Annotated in this window: 14 protein-coding genes; 6 read left to right on the forward strand and 8 right to left on the reverse strand. The window is 59.6% G+C overall.

The features are described from left to right. Positions 1-70 precede the first annotated feature (70 nt). From B9Z49_RS11600 to B9Z49_RS11615, 4 genes are all read right to left on the reverse strand, one after another. Positions 71-1,645 carry a class I adenylate-forming enzyme family protein gene (locus B9Z49_RS11600; RefSeq protein WP_108353599.1) on the reverse strand — a complete coding sequence of 525 codons (1,575 nt, stop codon included), beginning with the start codon at positions 1,643-1,645 and terminating at the stop codon, positions 71-73. Next, entirely contained in the window at positions 1,645-2,889 is a 1,245-nt protein-coding gene (locus B9Z49_RS11605) for an acyl-CoA dehydrogenase family protein (RefSeq protein ID WP_108353637.1), read from the reverse strand. Before B9Z49_RS11605 ends, B9Z49_RS11600 begins: the two co-directional genes overlap by 1 nt. A gap of 32 nt (positions 2,890-2,921) precedes the next feature. Next, the gene (locus tag B9Z49_RS11610; RefSeq protein WP_108353600.1) at positions 2,922-3,719 is read right to left on the reverse strand and encodes an alpha/beta fold hydrolase; all 798 of its coding nucleotides are present in this window, start codon (positions 3,717-3,719) and stop codon (positions 2,922-2,924) included. A 97-nt stretch (positions 3,720-3,816) separates the two neighbouring features. Continuing rightward, positions 3,817-4,902, reverse strand: coding sequence for a peptidase M29 (locus B9Z49_RS11615; protein WP_108353638.1), 1,086 nt, complete (start codon positions 4,900-4,902; stop codon positions 3,817-3,819). Between the two features lie 71 nt (positions 4,903-4,973). Here B9Z49_RS11615 and B9Z49_RS11620 point away from each other — a divergent pair, with 71 nt between their 5' ends. Further along, positions 4,974-5,546, forward strand: a complete 573-nt coding sequence (locus B9Z49_RS11620; protein ID WP_369913542.1) for a flavin reductase family protein — start codon at positions 4,974-4,976, stop codon at positions 5,544-5,546. Continuing rightward, entirely contained in the window at positions 5,543-5,983 is a 441-nt protein-coding gene (locus B9Z49_RS11625) for a MarR family winged helix-turn-helix transcriptional regulator (protein ID WP_108353602.1), read from the forward strand. Before B9Z49_RS11620 ends, B9Z49_RS11625 begins: the two co-directional genes overlap by 4 nt. A gap of 236 nt (positions 5,984-6,219) precedes the next feature. On the opposite strand, the gene B9Z49_RS22560 is transcribed toward B9Z49_RS11625, so the two are convergent. Beyond that, positions 6,220-6,429, reverse strand: coding sequence for a transposase (locus B9Z49_RS22560; protein WP_369913543.1), 210 nt, complete (start codon positions 6,427-6,429; stop codon positions 6,220-6,222). A 210-nt stretch (positions 6,430-6,639) separates the two neighbouring features. Here B9Z49_RS22560 and B9Z49_RS11630 point away from each other — a divergent pair, with 210 nt between their 5' ends. The 4 genes from B9Z49_RS11630 to B9Z49_RS11645 are packed head-to-tail and all read left to right on the forward strand — an operon-like array spanning position 6,640 to position 11,550. Continuing rightward, complete coding sequence (locus B9Z49_RS11630) at positions 6,640-7,899, forward strand: sarcosine oxidase subunit beta family protein (protein ID WP_108353603.1); 1,260 nt, start codon at positions 6,640-6,642, stop codon at positions 7,897-7,899. A gap of 21 nt (positions 7,900-7,920) precedes the next feature. Beyond that, positions 7,921-8,196 (forward strand): sarcosine oxidase subunit delta, encoded by a 276-nt coding sequence (locus B9Z49_RS11635; RefSeq protein ID WP_108353639.1) that lies wholly within the window; start codon positions 7,921-7,923, stop codon positions 8,194-8,196. A gap of 20 nt (positions 8,197-8,216) precedes the next feature. Further along, on the forward strand, positions 8,217-11,039 hold the full coding sequence (locus tag B9Z49_RS11640) for a 2Fe-2S iron-sulfur cluster-binding protein (RefSeq protein WP_158273482.1): 2,823 nt from the start codon (positions 8,217-8,219) through the stop codon (positions 11,037-11,039). Beyond that, positions 11,026-11,550, forward strand: coding sequence for a sarcosine oxidase subunit gamma family protein (locus B9Z49_RS11645; protein WP_158273483.1), 525 nt, complete (start codon positions 11,026-11,028; stop codon positions 11,548-11,550). Before B9Z49_RS11640 ends, B9Z49_RS11645 begins: the two co-directional genes overlap by 14 nt. Positions 11,551-11,560: 10 nt before the next feature. Here the strand turns inward: B9Z49_RS11645 and B9Z49_RS11650 are convergent, their stop codons facing one another. The 3 genes from B9Z49_RS11650 to B9Z49_RS11660 are packed head-to-tail and all read right to left on the reverse strand — an operon-like array spanning position 11,561 to position 16,214. Further along, positions 11,561-12,721 carry an alpha/beta fold hydrolase gene (locus tag B9Z49_RS11650; RefSeq protein WP_146188519.1) on the reverse strand — a complete coding sequence of 387 codons (1,161 nt, stop codon included), beginning with the start codon at positions 12,719-12,721 and terminating at the stop codon, positions 11,561-11,563. Between the two features lie 28 nt (positions 12,722-12,749). Then, entirely contained in the window at positions 12,750-14,060 is a 1,311-nt protein-coding gene (locus tag B9Z49_RS11655) for an MFS transporter (protein ID WP_108353607.1), read from the reverse strand. A gap of 6 nt (positions 14,061-14,066) precedes the next feature. Further along, positions 14,067-16,214 (reverse strand): TonB-dependent receptor, encoded by a 2,148-nt coding sequence (locus B9Z49_RS11660; RefSeq protein ID WP_108353608.1) that lies wholly within the window; start codon positions 16,212-16,214, stop codon positions 14,067-14,069. Between the last annotated feature and the right edge of the window lie 22 nt (positions 16,215-16,236).

Genomic DNA, 16,236 nt, shown 5'->3' on the forward strand with positions numbered 1-16,236 from the left:
TTGATGGATCAAATGATGATGCCACGCAGGCCCGCAAACCCGGTCGCACAAGCGAAGAAAGACGGCGTTTTTAAGGGTTTGTCCCGGTCAAAAGGGTCTGCAAGACGGGCTTTTGCACCTTGCCCAAAGCGCTTTTGGGCAGGCTGTCCATGAACACCACGCGGCGCGGCAACTTGAAGCGGGCGATGCGCGACTGCAGGTGTTGCAGCACAGCTTCGGCGCTCAATGCTTGCCCTGCGGCGTCGGGGCTGCGCACCAACACGGCCACAGGCACTTCGCCCCAGCGGGCATCGGCCACGCCGACCACCGCGTTGTCGGCCACGCCGGGCAAGGTGACGAGCTGGTTTTCTATTTCGGCCGGGTAGATGTTTTCACCGCCGGAGATGATCATGTCTTTGCTGCGGCCCACGATGGTGATGCAACCGTCTTCGGCGCGCTGGCCCAGATCGCCAGAATGGAACCAGCCGTTTTGCAGGCCCGTGTTGAATTCGCCGTCAGCACGCCAGTAGCCGCGCATCAGGTTGGCGGCACGGATGCAGACTTCGCCCGTTTCACCGGGGCCAACTTCCTGCCCTTGGGCGTCGATGAGTTTGACCTGCGCTTGCGGGTGCGGCCAGCCTGAAGCGCCCACGCGGGACATGGCCTCGGGCAGGCGCAGCACGATGGACACAGGGCCCGTCTCGGTGGTGCCATAGACCTGACCGACGGGCACACCGCGTGCGTGCAAGGTTTCGAGGTAAGTCATAGGCACGGTGGACGAGCCGGTCATGATGCCGCGCAGGCAAGCCAGCGACGTCTCGGCCCAGCGCGGGTGTTCAAACACGGCACGCATGGTGGCGGGCACCAAGAGCGACAACGTGGGACGGCTCGTGTTCATTTCATCCAGCCAAGCCGTCGGGTCAAAGCGCGGATGCAAGACCACCTCCACCCCGGCCAGCATCGCTGGCAGGGTCTGGATGCACAGGCCGCCCACATGGAACATGGGCAGCGTGGACAGCACTTTGTCGCCCGGTGAGTTGTTGTGCGCCCCTTTACGGCTAAAGTCGTGCGCCCAGGCACTGGCGCGGGCATTGGCGAGCAGCGCCGCTTGCGTGTGCACCGCCCCCTTGGGCACGCCCGTGGTGCCCGAGGTGTAGACCAGCAGCAGCGGCAGCTCGCTGTGGACTGCGGGCAGCGGCAATCCGCGTGGCGAGGCGGTGGCGATCAATGTGTCGTGGTGGGTGCATTGCAGATCCATGGCGTGCAGTGCCTGCGCCGTGTCGGCATGGTGGCTGTCGTGCACCAGCAGGCGCGGCTGGGCGTCCTGCATGACCTGCTGCAACTCGGGCACCGCCAGCCGAAAGTTCAGCGGCAAAAAGACCGCGCCCAAACGGGCACAAGCCACCAGCGTGACCAGCTGAAGCTCGTGGTTGAAACCGAGCCAGGCCACGCGGTCACCCGGCTGCACGCCCCAAGTCGATTGCAGGTGCGCGGTCACGCGCTTCACGCGCCGCCAGAACTTGGCGAAGTCGTAGGCGAAGGTGCTGTCACCGGTCTGGGTGGCCTTGCGCTCATCGCCCCGGAAGGTCATGGCAGGCTGCGTACCGCAGTCCTGCGCCAGCTGAGCAAAGCGGGCCGCGAGGGGGCTGGTCTCTGGGGCTTGCATCACTCGTCTTTTTCGCCGGGTTCGTACAGGGCTTCGCGGCCAATGCGGTCCATGCACAGCTCGGCTGTCCAGGGCAACATGAGCGAACCGCAACGTGCATCGCGGTACAGGCGCTCCAGCGGCAGGCTTTTGAGCATGGATTGGCCGCCGCAGGTGCGAATGGCCAAGCGGGCGATGTCTTGCGCGTTTTCCATGATGGTGTACTGCGCGGCATAGGCACGCAGGCGGGTGGACTTGGACGGGTCGACCTTCGCGTCTTCAATGGCACGCAAGAACAAGTTCCGGGTTTGTTCGAGTTTGATGAACATCTCAGCCAAGGCGATCTGCTTGGTCGCAAACTGGCGGCGCTTGACGGGACCCGTGCCCGGAATTTCGCCACGCAAATAAGCCACCGTGAAGTCGTAAGCCGCTTGCGCGATGCCCATGTAGGTGGGCGAGAGCGTCATGAACATGTGTGGCCAGCGGCTGGCGGCCTGAAAGTACAGGCCCTGCGGCATGAGCGCCGCGTCGTCGGGCACGAACACGTCTTTGAAAATCAAATTGCGAGACACGGTGGCGCGCATGCCCAGCGGGTCCCAATCGCCTTCGATCGTCAGGCCCGGCGCGGTGCGGGGTATGGCCAGGTACAAGGTGTCGCGGCGTGAGAGATCAGCGCCCTCTTTTTTCTCGGTGCACAGCACGCCAAAGTAATCGGCAGCGTCGGACAACGATGCGAAGATTTTTTTGCCATTGACCTTCCAGCCGCCATCGACCTTGACGGCGAGGGTCCCGAAGGGCTGCGCACCTGACGCTGCTGCACCGCCTTCCGAGAAAGGTTGTGCATAAATCGCACCGTCTTTCACCACGCGGGCAAAGTGCGTGGCCTGGTGCGTGCGGTGGATGGCGCGCTGCTCGGGCGTCATCTCCAGGTCTTCAGACAACAAACCGCTCCAGAGCATGGTGCAAACGTGCATGTTGAAGGTGAGCGCGGTGGCGCCGCAATAGCGACCGATCTCGGCCGAGACCATGGCATAGGTGGCGTAATCGGCACCCTGGCCGCCATGCGCTTCAGGCACGCACAGCGCCAGCAGGCCCGAGTCACGCATGTCGTCGTAGTTGGCAAACGGGAACTGCGCGTCGCGGTCGAGTTGCGCGGCACGCGGAGCGAACTTCTCGCGGCCGAGTTGCCGGGCCAGCGCCATCAGCTTTTGCTGCTTGTCGGTCAGGGGGTAGTCGTCGCCACAAATCGGCATGATGTTGGTCATGACATCTGGTTGAGGGGGGGCTGGTACGTCGGTCATGGTTGCATGTCCTTCAAGAATTTTTCGAGTTCGGCGTTGAACGCCTCGGGCTGTTCGTAATGCAGCAAATGCCCTGCCCCGGCCAGACAGGCGTAGCGCGCACCGGGGATCTTTTGCGCCATCTTTTCCATCACGGTGGGCGGTGCGGTACGGTCATGTTCTGCGGCCAGGCACAACACGGGCACGGTGATGGTGGGCAGAGCGACGCGTTGCTCAAACTGCACCAGCGCATGCAGCGCGGCGCGGTAAGTGTTGGGCGGCACTGCGGCCATGCTTTGGTGCGCAGACTTCAAATTAGAGGGGTTCGAGTGGGCTGCATCGCCACCGGGTGCGGCCATGGTGGGGATCAGCTTGTCGGCGATGTCGCCCATGGTTTTGCCCGCTTCCAGTGGGGCCAAGCGCTGCGCCAAAAACTGCTTTTGAAAATCACCATCGCTGTTGCCAAAAGCCGGACTGCTGGCGGCCAGCAGCAGGCCACGGATGCGCTCTGGCTTTTGCGTCCAGGCTTGCAGGGCGACCATGGCCCCCATGCTGTGGCCTACCAACACGGCTTGGTCGATGTGCGCCACGTCCAGCATCTGCCAGAGGGCTTGCGCCAGGTGCGCGAAGTCATAGGGGGTGACCATGGGGCTGTCGCCATAACCGGGCATGTCCCAGGCCAAGCTGCGCCAGCCCAGAGCGGCCACATGCGCTTGTTGCGCTGCCCAGCCCTGCCTGCCACCGCCCACGCCATGCAGGAACACCACAACGGCCTCGCCACAAGGCCCCGCATCCGTAAAAGCTGGTGTATTCACGCGGACCTCCGGGTGTCTTGTCGGACTCTGCGAGTCCGACCTACAAAAAAGCGCCAGTCTGATCGGGCCCGAGGCTGACAAATGGCAAACAGGGCGCTCATGCCAGCGCCGCGCTCACGACTTGGCCTGCATCGACCACCACCGTGTCGTCGAGCCGGATGGTGCAGCCGCGCATGGGCAGGTCAAAGTGGCCCAGCGTGTGGCGGCCCGCAACTTCGTTGGCCCCGGTCGAATACAAAAAGTTGCCCGCAAAGGCCCGCAGCTCGGTGCCGTTGCAGTCGCGCTTGTCATAGAACGCCATGGCGTCCCAACGCGCCGCCGGGTTCAGGCCAAAGCCCACATGCGAGACCGCATAAGCGGCGCGGTGGCCCTCGGCGTCTTCCCAGGCTTTCCAGTAGCCGCGCATCATGTCCACGTCCACGCCCTGCCCCTCGATGGCGACCACGCTGTCGCTCTCGATGGTCAGGCGGATCGTGTCGCGCAAATAGCTTTTGAAGGTCAGGTTCACATCACCCGGGGCCATGACCAGCGTGCCGTTGACACTGCCTGCGGCCGGGAAAGCCAGCGCCAGCCCGGCAGGCCAGTGCGACACCATGCCTGGCTTGGGGCAAAAGCCCCACACACCACCGACCACCGCTTGCTTGTCGCCATGTTTCAGGTTCACCCGCAAATCGGTGCCTGCGGCAGACGTGACGTGCATTTGTTGCGCAGCACGGAGCTTCTTCATGGCGGCACGCACCACACCTTCGAGCGCCGGATCGGGCACGGTGCGTTCCAAAATTTCAGGATGCTCATTCGACACCATCAACAGACGCGGCATGTGCCCGTCCACGCCCTTCATGATGGCCGGCAACTCGGGCGCGTGCAGCAGGCCTTCGACAGTGCAGTCCACCACCATGTCGGCGCGTGCCAATGCAGCCACCACCGGGCCGAGTTGCTGAATAGCGTCGCTGGCTCCTGTGGAGCGCACGGGCGCTGGTGCTGTCAATGCGGGAGTGGTCAAAGTCACCTCGAACACGCGGGCGCCCATGGCCTCCAGCGCGAGGCGGGCCAAGTCCACGTTGACCCGACGTGATTGGGTTTCGGCCAGAATCGCCACCACCTCACCGGGCTGCACCTTGCACAACGTGAAGGTGCGGGTAAAGGCCGCGAGCCACCTGTTTTCGATTCGTTCCACCAGCATGCTTGTCTCCTTGGCCTGCAGCTCTGAACGGTTCACCTGCAGACATGAATGGTCAGTTTATATGAAAATTCATGCAATTCAACTATCATCCACCTATGCACCAAGCCCCCCCATCTCACATCAAAGCGCTCAGTCCAGACTTTGAAACGCCGCATTTCAAGCAAGCACTGTCGCGCTTTGCCACGGGGGTGACCGTCATCACCACGTTCGCACCAGGCGCACACAAGGGCGATTCAGCCAGCAGCAGCTTTGTGGGCATCACCGCCAGTTCGTTCAATTCGGTGTCGCTCACGCCCCCGCTGGTGCTGTGGAGCCTGGGGCAAGGCGCAAGCAGTGCACCACTGTTCCATGCAGGCACGCATTACGTGGTGAATGTGCTGGCCGCCGATCAGCTGGATGTCTGCAATCGCTTTGCCTATGGCAAGGGCGACCGCTTTGCCGACACCGCTTACACGCTGGGCGAGTCGGGCTTGCCTATTTTGGATGGCGCGCTGGCCTGGTTTGAATGCCACAACCGCAGCCGACACGAAGAAGGCGACCATGTGATTTTTGTGGGCGAAGTGGAACGCTGCGGCTTCAGCGATGGCTCTGCCCCACTCGTTTATCAGGGCGGTCAGTTCAGCACCACCACGCCACTGGCATGAGCAACTCAGCAGGCTTTGTCGACGACTACCTGGCCTACTTGCTGGCGCGTGCCAGCCATTTGATTTCGAGCGAGTTCCACGCCGTGGTTGAGGCCAGCGGCCTGAGCCTGATGGAGTGGCGCGTCATGGCCAGCCTGTCGGGCAAAGACAGTTTGAGCATCAACGAACTCGCCAGCATCGTGCTGGCCAAACAACCCACCGTGACCAAACTGGTGGGCCGCATGCAAGACGCCGGGTGGGTCAAGCGCTGCGACGCCGCACACGACAAACGGCAAAGCCTGGTGAGCCTCACGGCCGCAGGTCGGCGCAAAGTGCAGCCCCTGCTGAAACAAGCCAAAGCACACGAAGCGCAGGTGGTGTCTGCTTTGGGTAACGACCCGGCTCATCAACTCAAGCTTATGCTGGAGAGCTTGATTGCGGCGCATGGCAGTACTTGAGCGGTCAAGGGTACAAGAGCACAGCCAAAATTTAGGCTCTAGGGTGCGAGCAGCCATCCATTGCCGGTCTCTGCGGCAAATGGATATCTAAGACTCAATGGCGGTTTTGCACCGATTGCTGTCAGTCGTGACACGAAGCCACTTTTGGGCGTCCAGCCAAAAGAAGTCACTCGAACTCCGTCGTCACTGCCTCGTCCTCTGACAGGTTTAAGGTGACTAGCTGACAGTTACAAAGCTCATGATTGCTTCAAGGTGATGACTGTCCACTTTGTATTTGTGCAACGGGGTATTTCCGAGCCGATGTGGATAACCATCAACGAGCGAGCCCAGGTACGGATCTTCTCCTCGGGCACTGACCACTGCCGGGCTAGTAATATCGCTCGGCCATCTCCTTCAAAAAAGCTCTTGATCGCCTTGAGCTTAAACTCCGTTTCAAACGTCCTCACGACCCCCCTTTAAGTTGGCCCAACTCTTGAGGGCCAGTTCAAACCCGGGGCGATTCAACATGTATTCCTCATCGATCAGGCGCTCAAAAATAATTTCGAACGCTTGGTCGAACCCTCAATCCATGCAGAATACCCAACAGGTGCGCTTCTCCTAACTTTGTGTACGGCAAGCCGAAGACAAGCGGGCAAACAAGCCTTAATGTACGGGGCATGAAGCTGCGCACAAGTTACTCACTTTGGAACCTGTTAAACGCCGCACGCGGCGGACATGCAGACTGGGCACCCGCGTGGGTCGAGGCTGAGCCCAAGTCGGCTTATGACGTGTTGATTGTGGGAGGCGGTGGCCACGGACTTGCTACAGCCTACTATCTGGCGAAGAATCACGGCATCAAGAACGTCGGTGTTCTGGAGGCTGGATGGATAGGCGGCGGCAATACCGGCCGCAACACCACCATCGTACGGTCCAACTACCTCTACCCCGAAAGCGCCCGGCTTTACGACTTCTCTCTGAAGCTCTACGAGAGCTTGTCGCAAGAGCTCAACTACAACATCATGCTGAGCCAGCGCGGTGTAATGACGCTTGCACATTCGCGGCACGACCTTGACGCTCAAAGCCGCTGGGCCAACGCAATGCGCTGCAACGGCATTGATGCAGACTTGCTGGATGTTCACGAGGTGAAGTCTTTAGAGCCACGGCTGAACTTCAGCGCCAGTGCTCGCTTTCCGATTTTGGGTGGGTTCATCCAGCGCCGAGCTGGGCCGGCGCGCCACGATGCCGTGGCTTGGGGTTATGCTCGCGCCGCCTCCGCGCTGGGCGTAGACATTGTGCAAAACTGTCCCGTGTCAGGCTTTATCAAACAAGGCGAGCGAGTGGTGGGCGTTCAGACGCCCCGAGGCCCAATCCGCGCAGATCAAGTCGCGCTGGCGGTGGCTGGGCATTCCTCGGTCCTTGCGAGCATGGCTGGCATTGAACTGCCCGTCACAAGTTATGCGCTGCAGGCGATGGTCAGCGAGCCGGTCAAGCCCGTTCTCAACACGGTGACGCTTTCTCCATCCTTGGGCACATACTGGAGTCAGAGTGACAAAGGTGAGGTGGTGATTGGCGGTGGGATCGACCACTTTCCATCGTATGCGCAGCGTGGCAGTTTCGATGTGATGCAGCAGGTGCTGGCAGCCACAGCAGAGATGTTTCCAAGCTTAGGACGACTTCGCCTGTTGCGGCAATGGGCCGGCATTGTCGACGTCGTGGTCGACTCTAGCCCTATCATCGGCCCCACATCGGCTCCAGGGCTTTCCATCAATTGCGGCTGGGGGACAGGTGGTTTCAAGGCCATTCCAGTGGGCGGCTGGACACTCGCGCATTGGTTGGCCACGGGTCGCCATCATGCGCTGGCAGAGCCCTTTCAACTGGATCGCTTTCACTCCGGCAGACTGATTGACGAAGCAGCTGCCGCGGGTATAGCTCACTGAGGCGCTCTGTCAAAGTTCATCATGATGCAAATTCAATGTCCCTGGTGTGGTCCGCGTGCGGCCAATGAGTTTCACTGTGGTGGCACCACCTCCATCGCACGCCCGCCGCTGGACTGCGACGATGTCACTTGGGGTCGCTACCTTTTCTTTCGCGAGAATCCAAAGGGTGATCATGCCGAGCGTTGGCGACACACCTTCGGTTGCGGCCAATGGTTCAACGTTCGACGCAACACTGTGAGCCACGAGATAGACGCGGTCTACGGCATCACCGAGCCGGCACCGAGGTCCAAACCATGAGCGCTTATCGCTTGTCTGGCTTGGCCGGTGCCTGGATTGACCACTCGCAAAAGTTGAACTTCAACTTTGACGGACGAGCACTCCAAGGCTTCTCTGGCGATACGCTGGCCTCGGCGCTGTTGGCTACCGGTTCAATGCATGTGGCCCGCAGCTTCAAGTTGCACAGACCCCGTGGTATTTTTTCTTGCGGCATGGAGGAGCCTAACGGCTTACTCGAAATTGGCGACGATTCTCGGCGAACACCCAATACGCGGGCCACTGACATCAACTTGTATGAGGGGCTGGTAGCGCGTCCTGGCAATGCCTGGCCTAGCTTGAAATTTGATCTTTTGGCGATCAACAACTACTTCTCAGCGTTGTTGCCGGCAGGCTTTTATTACAAGACTTTCATGTGGCCTGCATGGCGCTGGTTCGAGCCAGCGATTCGCCGCGCGGCCGGCCTCGGTCATGCCGCTGAGCCGCATACCGGTCCCGATCCTGATGGCTATGACGAACTCTCGGTACACGTTCACACCTTGGTGGTCGGTGGCGGCGTGGCGGGCATGCAAGTAGCCCTCCAAGCTGCACATGCTGGCCACGAAGTATTGCTGATGGAGGGCCAGCCACAACTTGGTGGCTGGACCGCCGCCCAGGGTGAAGCCGCACGCGCCCAAGTGACGACACTGAGGACGCAGGCTGAAAAGGCTGGCGTTCGCGTGGTGACCTCGTGCACAGTCATTGGCCTTTATGACCATCAGTTCGTTGCTGCTGTTCAGGTCTTGGGCGAAAACGGTCCAACCCGTGAGCGTCTTTGGAAGATGCGTGCTGAACAAATTGTTCTGGCCTGCGGCGCTTTTGAACGACCCATGCTGTTCCCAGACAATGATCGACCGGGCGTGATGCTGGCCAGTGCCGTACAGCGCTATGCTGAGCTGTATGGCGTCGCATGCGGGCGGCGGGTGGTTTTGACTGCAGCTTGTGACAGCGCCTATGGCGTAGCACATTCATTGCTGGCGGCAGGTATTGAGGTGGCCGCCATCGTTGATCATCGAGATGAAACTGCAGCACAAGCACCAACGGGTGTGCCGGTTTATCGCTCCAGCGCCATCGTCTCGGTCATGGGAAGGCGCGAGGTGAATGGCGTGACGGTGATCAGCCATGACGGCCGTCAACGCCACGAGATCCTGGTCGATTGCATCGCCGTTGCCGGTGGCTGGACACCGGCAGTGAATCTTTACTCAATGGCTGGTGGAAGTTTGCAATGGGACCAGAGGTCCTCCATGTTCGTACCGAGCAAAGATCTGCCGGGCATCACCGTGGTCGGCGCCTGTGCTGGCAACCTCGATGTTGGTTGGGTACCTGCCGATAACCGACCGACGTCCATCGCTCTTTCAGCTTTGGGTAAAACGCCCGGAAAGATCTTCGTCGATTTGCAAAACGATGTCGCTGCCAGTGATGTGGTGCTGGCCGCGCAAGAGAATTTTCGCTCGGTTGAACACCTCAAGCGTTACACCACCATGGGCATGGCCACCGACCAGGGCAAGACCAGCAATGTCAATGCCATCGTTCTGATGGGCGCACTCACACAGCGCACACCGCCGCAAGTTGGCACAACCAAATTCCGCCCACCGTTTAAACCGGTGACGATCAACGCCATCGCAGCGGGGCGTAGCGGCGAGCGCATCAAACCGCTCAAGCGCATGCCGGGACATGACTGGCACACCGAGCGGGGTGGCCTGTTCGAGGACTTTGGAGGCTGGCTGCGGCCGGCAGCTTATCCGCGCCAAGGTGAAAGCCTAGATCAGGCGGCGCAGCGCGAAGCCCTTCGGGTGCGACAAACAGTGGGGCTTTTCGAAGGTTCGCCACTGGGCAAAATTGAAGTTTTCGGACCAGATGCTGCTGACTTCCTAGATTTAATGTACGTCGGAACCATGTCCACTCTGCCAGTGGGGGGCGCGCGCTACGGCATCTTGATCAACGAGAACGGCGTGGTATTCGACGACGGTATCGTTGCGCGACTGGCACTGGACCACTTCTGGGTGAACACCACATCGGGCGGTGTGGATCGCGTAGCGCTGGCCTTCGAGGAGTGGCTGCAGTGCGAGTACGTCAACCACCGCGTGCTGGTGACGCCAGTGACTTCAGCTTGGGGCAACATCACCGTGAGTGGTCCCAAAGCTTGGGCGCTACTTGAAAAGGCTGGTTTCGATCGCTCCCTCGCACCCGAAACGATGAAGCACATGACGATTCGAAAAACTGATCATGCAGGCATTTGCATGCGTGTACTTCGCGCCAGCTTCAACGGCGAACTTGGGTACGAGATCAATCTGCCGTCACAAGAAACCTCGTCGCTCATCGAGCGTCTTTGGGATCTCGGGCATGACCTTGGCGTTGTGCCATACGGTATTGAAGCGTTGATGGTGATGCGCACCGAAAAAGGTTTTCTGCACGTGGGCGGCGACACCGACGGTACAACATTGCCTGGAGACATTGGCATGGATCGTGGTATTGCAAAGAAGGCCGCCAACTTCGTCGGCCGCCGCTCACTGCTTAGACGAGCGTCTATGGATACCCAACGCATGCAGTTAGTCGGCTTGATTCCGGTAGACCGAAAAACACGCTTGCCAGTGGGTGCGCACATCGTGACGCCGCCGGGTCCGCCCGGGCTTATTCAAGGCTTCGTCACCAGCAGCTACAACAGCCCCAACCTCGGACACCCGGTGTCTCTGGCCATGCTTCAAGAAGGACGCACACAAATGGGCGCGCGCATCACTGCATACCATCTGGGTACGGCTATCGATGCTGAGGTGGTCACTACGCCCTTTCTCGACCCACAAGGGGAGCGCTTGCATGGCCACCACTGATTTCAATGCGGGCCCAGTGACCGTGCTCAGTATCGATCCTTTGCTGGTGATCTCACTGCGGCACTTGCCTGATGCTGGCGACAGCTTATCGATGGCTCTGAAAGCCGCCGGGCTGTCTGGTGTGCCCTGTCCTGGACAAGTAATCGGGCAGAGCCCTTGGGCGCTATGGCTTAGCCCAAGCGAAGTGATCCTGCTAGCCAACAACCCAACGCAAACCAACGCTGTCAAGACGGCACTGGCAGACAATCCGCTCGCCTGTGCAGTGGACCAATCGGATGGTGTTCTCGCCCTTGAACTGCAAGGGCAGCAATTGGATGATCTGTTGCTGCGACTGGTCGACAGCCGCTCGCTTCCGTGCACACCGGGCTCAGCCGTGCGAGTTCGGTTGGCCGATATCGCGGTCATACTGATTCGTCACATGCCTGATCGGCTGTGGCTGTTGGTCGAGCGTCCACAAGCGCAATACCTGACAAATTGGCTGAAACACGCTGGCGCAGCGCTACAACCCTAAATTTTGGGGTTCACTGTGTGTTTCTACGCCCAGTTATCACCTCGCGCATCACACCAATTGTCCAATCCGCTTCTTCATAGATGAAGTTGTGGCCCGAACCTGCGGGCGCGACGACACGTTGCGAGCGGGTGGATGTGGCCAAGTAGCGCTCGCGCGTTGCGGCAAAGAAGCGGAACATCCGTTTCGCGTTGGTGTCACCACCTTGCTGTGCTTCCGGCAGCAAGGCGATGTCGCTGTCATTGTCGTCGCGAGGGCCAACCAACCACACGGGCAAGTCACCCAGATCGCGGTCATAGACCACAGTATCCCAAGCCACCGCAGCCACGCCCTCAGGGCACAGCTCGCTGTAAATGGATGCCTGAGTGAAGAAAGCAGCGGCATTGAACTCCACTGCACGAACGGCAGCCACCTCGGGCCCCAGTACAGTGCGTGCGGCATCCATGGCTTTGGCATAAGCGGGAATCTGGCGCGCCTTGGCCTCAGCCCGAATGGCCATGTTGAGGCCGAACAGCTGCATGAAGCCGCCCAACCAGGCTGAACGTCGCATCTCTGTCAAGGCGCTCAGTCGCGGGCCAAAAACGATGGTCTCCAAAGGCGTCGGGTCCATCAGTACCACTGTGTGCACCAAGTCTGGCCGACGACGCGCCATGTTGGCCACCAACAAACCACCAAAGGAGTGACCTGCCAAAACGAAGGGACCTTTCTCACCTGCTCGCTCCAGGGCCAGGACCATCTCTTCGGCCTCTCGAGCTGTAGTGCGTGGAAAGGGGCCTGCGTCACTCCAACCCGTGCCCGGTCGGTCGATGAGAATGGACCGGGTATGGCTGCGAAATGCACGGTGCAGATGATGCATGGCGAAACCACCAGCATGGCCACCAGCAAACCAGACCACTGCAGGGCTACCAGAATGGGTACAGCCTTCGGCCAGAAGATGAATGCTGTAACCACCCATGTCCACCATTTGGCCTGGTGGTGGCACTTGACGGCGTACCTTCGCCAGGTTCCAGATATGCCGAAGCGACGCCACAGCCAAAATCAGCCCAACTCCACAGCCCAGTGCCTTCAAGCCCATGCGCAAGTCTTCTGGCACAGCCCAACTTAAGGCCCAGAAAAAAGCAGTCACTGCCGCCGCAATCACCAAACCAGCACAGTCGTGGCTTAGCAAAGTCAAAAGGACATCTCGTATACGCCGCACAGCATCAACCCCCTGCACCTAAACGCTGAGCGGTACTGTCGTCACCCGGTCTGAATTCAGGCAACCACGCCGCCGCCAAAGCGGCCCCCCCCATGCAGGCTGCAGCCATCAAGAGGGCCAGGTCATAGTTGCCAGTGCGGTCATGTACCAGGCCAGCTATCCAGGGCGATACGCCACCACCCGCCGCCATAGCGACCATCTGAGTGGCGCTGGCACGACCGAAAGTTTCGACACTGAAGTAGCGCCGCGCCAGCAGAATACTCAAGCTGTTGTCTCCGCCTGAACACAGGCCCAGCAAACCCGCGGCAGCAATACTGACCCAGAGCCCGCCACCAGCGTAGATGATCAATGTGGCCAACATGGGTGCGACCATCACGATCACGGCCAGGCGTGCTGCAGGCATACGGTCAACCAACCAGCCCGCCAAGACATTACCCAAGAGCCCCCCCAGCCCCACCAAGCTCATTGCCATAGCGGCCTGACCCGGGGTCGCACCACGGTCTTGCAGCAGTGCCGCGAAGTGCATAAAAATGGCACCCACACCCAACGCAAAAAACATATTGAAAAGTGCCAGCTTCCACCAGATCGAGTCGCGCAGAAAAGCGGCCATCGATTGAGGCCCGCTGACATTCGGAGAGACTGCTGGAGAGACAGCGCTTTTATCACCTGGCACATTGGCAGGAGTGCTTGGGCTTCTTGAAACTCTCTCTCGCACCAGCAGCAAGGCTGCCACGCCGCACATCAGAAGGCTGAGCGCACTCATGACAAGGAACGCCTGTCGCCAACCAAAATGGGTGATGACCGCCTGCGTCCAAAGCGGATGGATGATGGCACCAACGGCCCCACAGGCAAACAAAATTCCAAGTGCCCGGCCCATCGACTTATCGAACCAACCCTGCACCAACTTGGCCAGGCTCAACAGCGATGCGCCCGCGGCTGTGATCATCAACAACAAGCACAAGCCATAGTAGAACCAGACGCTACCGTCCATGAATGAAAACGCAGCAAAGTTGGCTGATTGCAGCACGACGCCGGACAAGATAAGCGGGCGCAACGGAAATTTGTCAATCACCCATCCTGTCAGCGGAGCCACAAGAGGGGTGAACAAGGTTGACAGAGTGAGGGAGAAGGCAATCTCGCCTCGGCTCCATCCCAGACCTTGTTGCAGTGGAAGCAGGAAAAGACCAAAAGTGCTGCCATACAAGGCCGACACACCAAACAAAGCCAGCACCCCAGCACCAGCCAGCGTGCGCCAACTGGCTGGGGTGTCAGGCGCTGGAACCAGTTTGGAGTCTTGCTCAGCGCTCGGGTTCATTGGTCCTTAAAAGTCGTATCGAACCGAGAGGTCCAGGGTACGTGGGCGCTGCAGATAGTACTGCTGGAAGGTTTTATTGCCATCTGGCGTGCCTTGGATGTTCATGATACCGCGCTGATCGGTAGCGTTGGTCAGGCCTGCCGCCAATAGCCAATTGCCCTTGTTGAAGCTCACACCCAAATCCAAGGCGTGATAAGCCGGCGCCTTGTAAAAGCCTGTGAGATCAATCATCCGATCACCCACGTGTGTATGGGTGACATTGAATCGTCCTGCTGAGCCCAGAGGACCGCTGAAACGATAGTTGCCCTGAAGTGCCGTTTGCATTTTGGCGGTACCGGGAAGCTGCGTACCAGAAGCGATCGTCACAGGTGCGCGACCAGCCAAAGTTTGTACGTTCTGTGTGGTCTTCGCGTCGATGCTGGCCAGTGAGGCTGCTACGTCAAAGACTGGGGTGACTTTCCAACGCAGAGCTGCTTCCAGACCGGTGCTGCGCGCTTTGCCGACGTTGCCGATGCCAGCGAATGGCAGTGACCCATTCATTGCAAAGTATGTGAACTGAGCATTGGTCCAATCCAAGAGGAAAGCTGACAGATCCAATTGAACCCCAGGCGCTGGGACCAGTCGCACACCCGTCTCATAGTTCCACAGACTGTCGGACTTGAATGGCGTGGGAGGCGGTCCCTCATTGACACCACCATAGCGGTACCCCTTGCTAGCCAGGGCGTACCACATGTTTTGATCGAATCGGTACTTGACGCTGACCTTGGGTGTGGTGCCTTCGTCGCCACCAGCCAAAACTGGGGAATTGCTCGGGCCGCCGAAGACAGTGCCGGTTTGCTGGAAAGATGTCTTGGTCTTGTAGGTGCGTGCGCCCAAGCCAGCACTCCAGCCGCCGCCTAGACTGTACTCAGTGTCGAAGAAAAAGGCTCTCTCGCTGGCATTTTGCTTGGTCATCAAGTCCACCAAATCAACCACGCCGAATGCACCTGAGGGATCACTTTGCTTGCCGCTGCCGTTGCCCTTGTTGGTTTGGTAGAACATGCCAGCCACCCAGCTGAAGTTCCCCCCGGGCTTGCTTGCAATGCGCAACTCTTGGGATTGTGATTCGCTGGTGCCCGCGCTAACCCGAGCCACCAGCGGCAGTGCCATTCCCAACGTTCCAAACAAGCGAGTGTCATCCCCAACGCCATTGGACTTTGTCTTCCAATTGCCGGTGATGGAGGTCAGAATCGTGCTGCCCAAGTCGTAATCGACCGTGAGGCTAGAAAAGTCAAACTGCGAGGTACCGCGGCCCAGGGTGGGGTTGTCATGCTCCAGTTTTTTCGGATCGCCGTAGACATAGCTGAAGTCCTCTTGCTGGGTCTTCTGGGTACTGGTAACAAGGGTTGCCGTCAATTCGCGGGTGGGCTTGACGGTCAGCAGAACCCGCCCGCCGGTCTGGGTAACTTTGTTGGCATCTCGGGTGTTGGTGCCCTTGTTGTCGATGAAACCGGGGGAGGTTCTATCGAAGGCCACCACACGCAAGGCGGCCGTTTCACCCAGAGGCACATTGATCATGCCGTAAAGTGAAGGCGCTGTCTTACCCTGCGAAACGCTGCTCAGTCCCACCTGCGCTGTTGCTCCGAAGGACTTCAGATCGGGCTTGGCCAACACATAACGCAAAGCACCCCCAAGCGAGCCAGAGCCGAACAGCGCACCCTGGGGACCTCGAAGCACTTCGATGCGGTCCAGGTCAAAAGGCAAGATATCAGCCACCAACCCCTTGCCAATTGGGGAAGCCAAGGGCACGTCCTCTAGGTAGCGACCGCTGGGATTTTGTTGCGCACCACCGCTCTCAGGTGATGCCTGACTGCTCAAGCCGCGGATGGTGACGCCGTTGTTGTTGGGGTCTCCGCGATTGAGTTGCACGCCGGGGGTCAGTTTAAGAAAGTCTTCCTGATCACGAGCACCACGACGCTCCAGATCAATGCCAGAAATCACCGACACAGTGCCAGCCACTTCGCGTTGCGTTTCAAGGCGCTTGTTGGAAGTGACCACCACGCGCTGCAACTCGTCTTCGGATGCAGGCGGGGTTGCGGGCGCTTGCTGGGCCAACACGGGCCAAGCGGTAGCAAGGGACAGCATCATGACACTGAGGCGAAAGGATTGGGGCATTTTGAAGTCTCCATTAGTTGGT

It is taken from the genome of Limnohabitans sp. 2KL-51 (assembly GCF_003063645.1).
Taxonomy (GTDB): Bacteria; Pseudomonadota; Gammaproteobacteria; order Burkholderiales; family Burkholderiaceae_C; genus Limnohabitans_A.

Excerpts from the sequence above, each read along its gene's own strand:
- B9Z49_RS11600 (WP_108353599.1), bottom strand. The coding sequence starts at position 1,645 with ATGCAAGCCCCAGAGACCAGCCCCCTCGCGGCCCGCTTTGCTCAGCTG.
- B9Z49_RS11605 (WP_108353637.1), bottom strand. The coding sequence starts at position 2,889 with ATGACCAACATCATGCCGATTTGTGGCGACGACTACCCCCTGACCGAC.
- B9Z49_RS11615 (WP_108353638.1), bottom strand. The coding sequence starts at position 4,902 with ATGCTGGTGGAACGAATCGAAAACAGGTGGCTCGCGGCCTTTACCCGC.
- B9Z49_RS11620 (WP_369913542.1), top strand. The coding sequence starts at position 4,974 with ATGCAATTCAACTATCATCCACCTATGCACCAAGCCCCCCCATCTCAC.
- B9Z49_RS11625 (WP_108353602.1), top strand. The coding sequence starts at position 5,543 with ATGAGCAACTCAGCAGGCTTTGTCGACGACTACCTGGCCTACTTGCTG.
- B9Z49_RS11630 (WP_108353603.1), top strand. The coding sequence starts at position 6,640 with ATGAAGCTGCGCACAAGTTACTCACTTTGGAACCTGTTAAACGCCGCA.
- B9Z49_RS11635 (WP_108353639.1), top strand. The coding sequence starts at position 7,921 with ATGATGCAAATTCAATGTCCCTGGTGTGGTCCGCGTGCGGCCAATGAG.
- B9Z49_RS11645 (WP_158273483.1), top strand. The coding sequence starts at position 11,026 with ATGGCCACCACTGATTTCAATGCGGGCCCAGTGACCGTGCTCAGTATC.
- B9Z49_RS11655 (WP_108353607.1), bottom strand. The coding sequence starts at position 14,060 with ATGAACCCGAGCGCTGAGCAAGACTCCAAACTGGTTCCAGCGCCTGAC.
- B9Z49_RS11660 (WP_108353608.1), bottom strand. The coding sequence starts at position 16,214 with ATGCCCCAATCCTTTCGCCTCAGTGTCATGATGCTGTCCCTTGCTACC.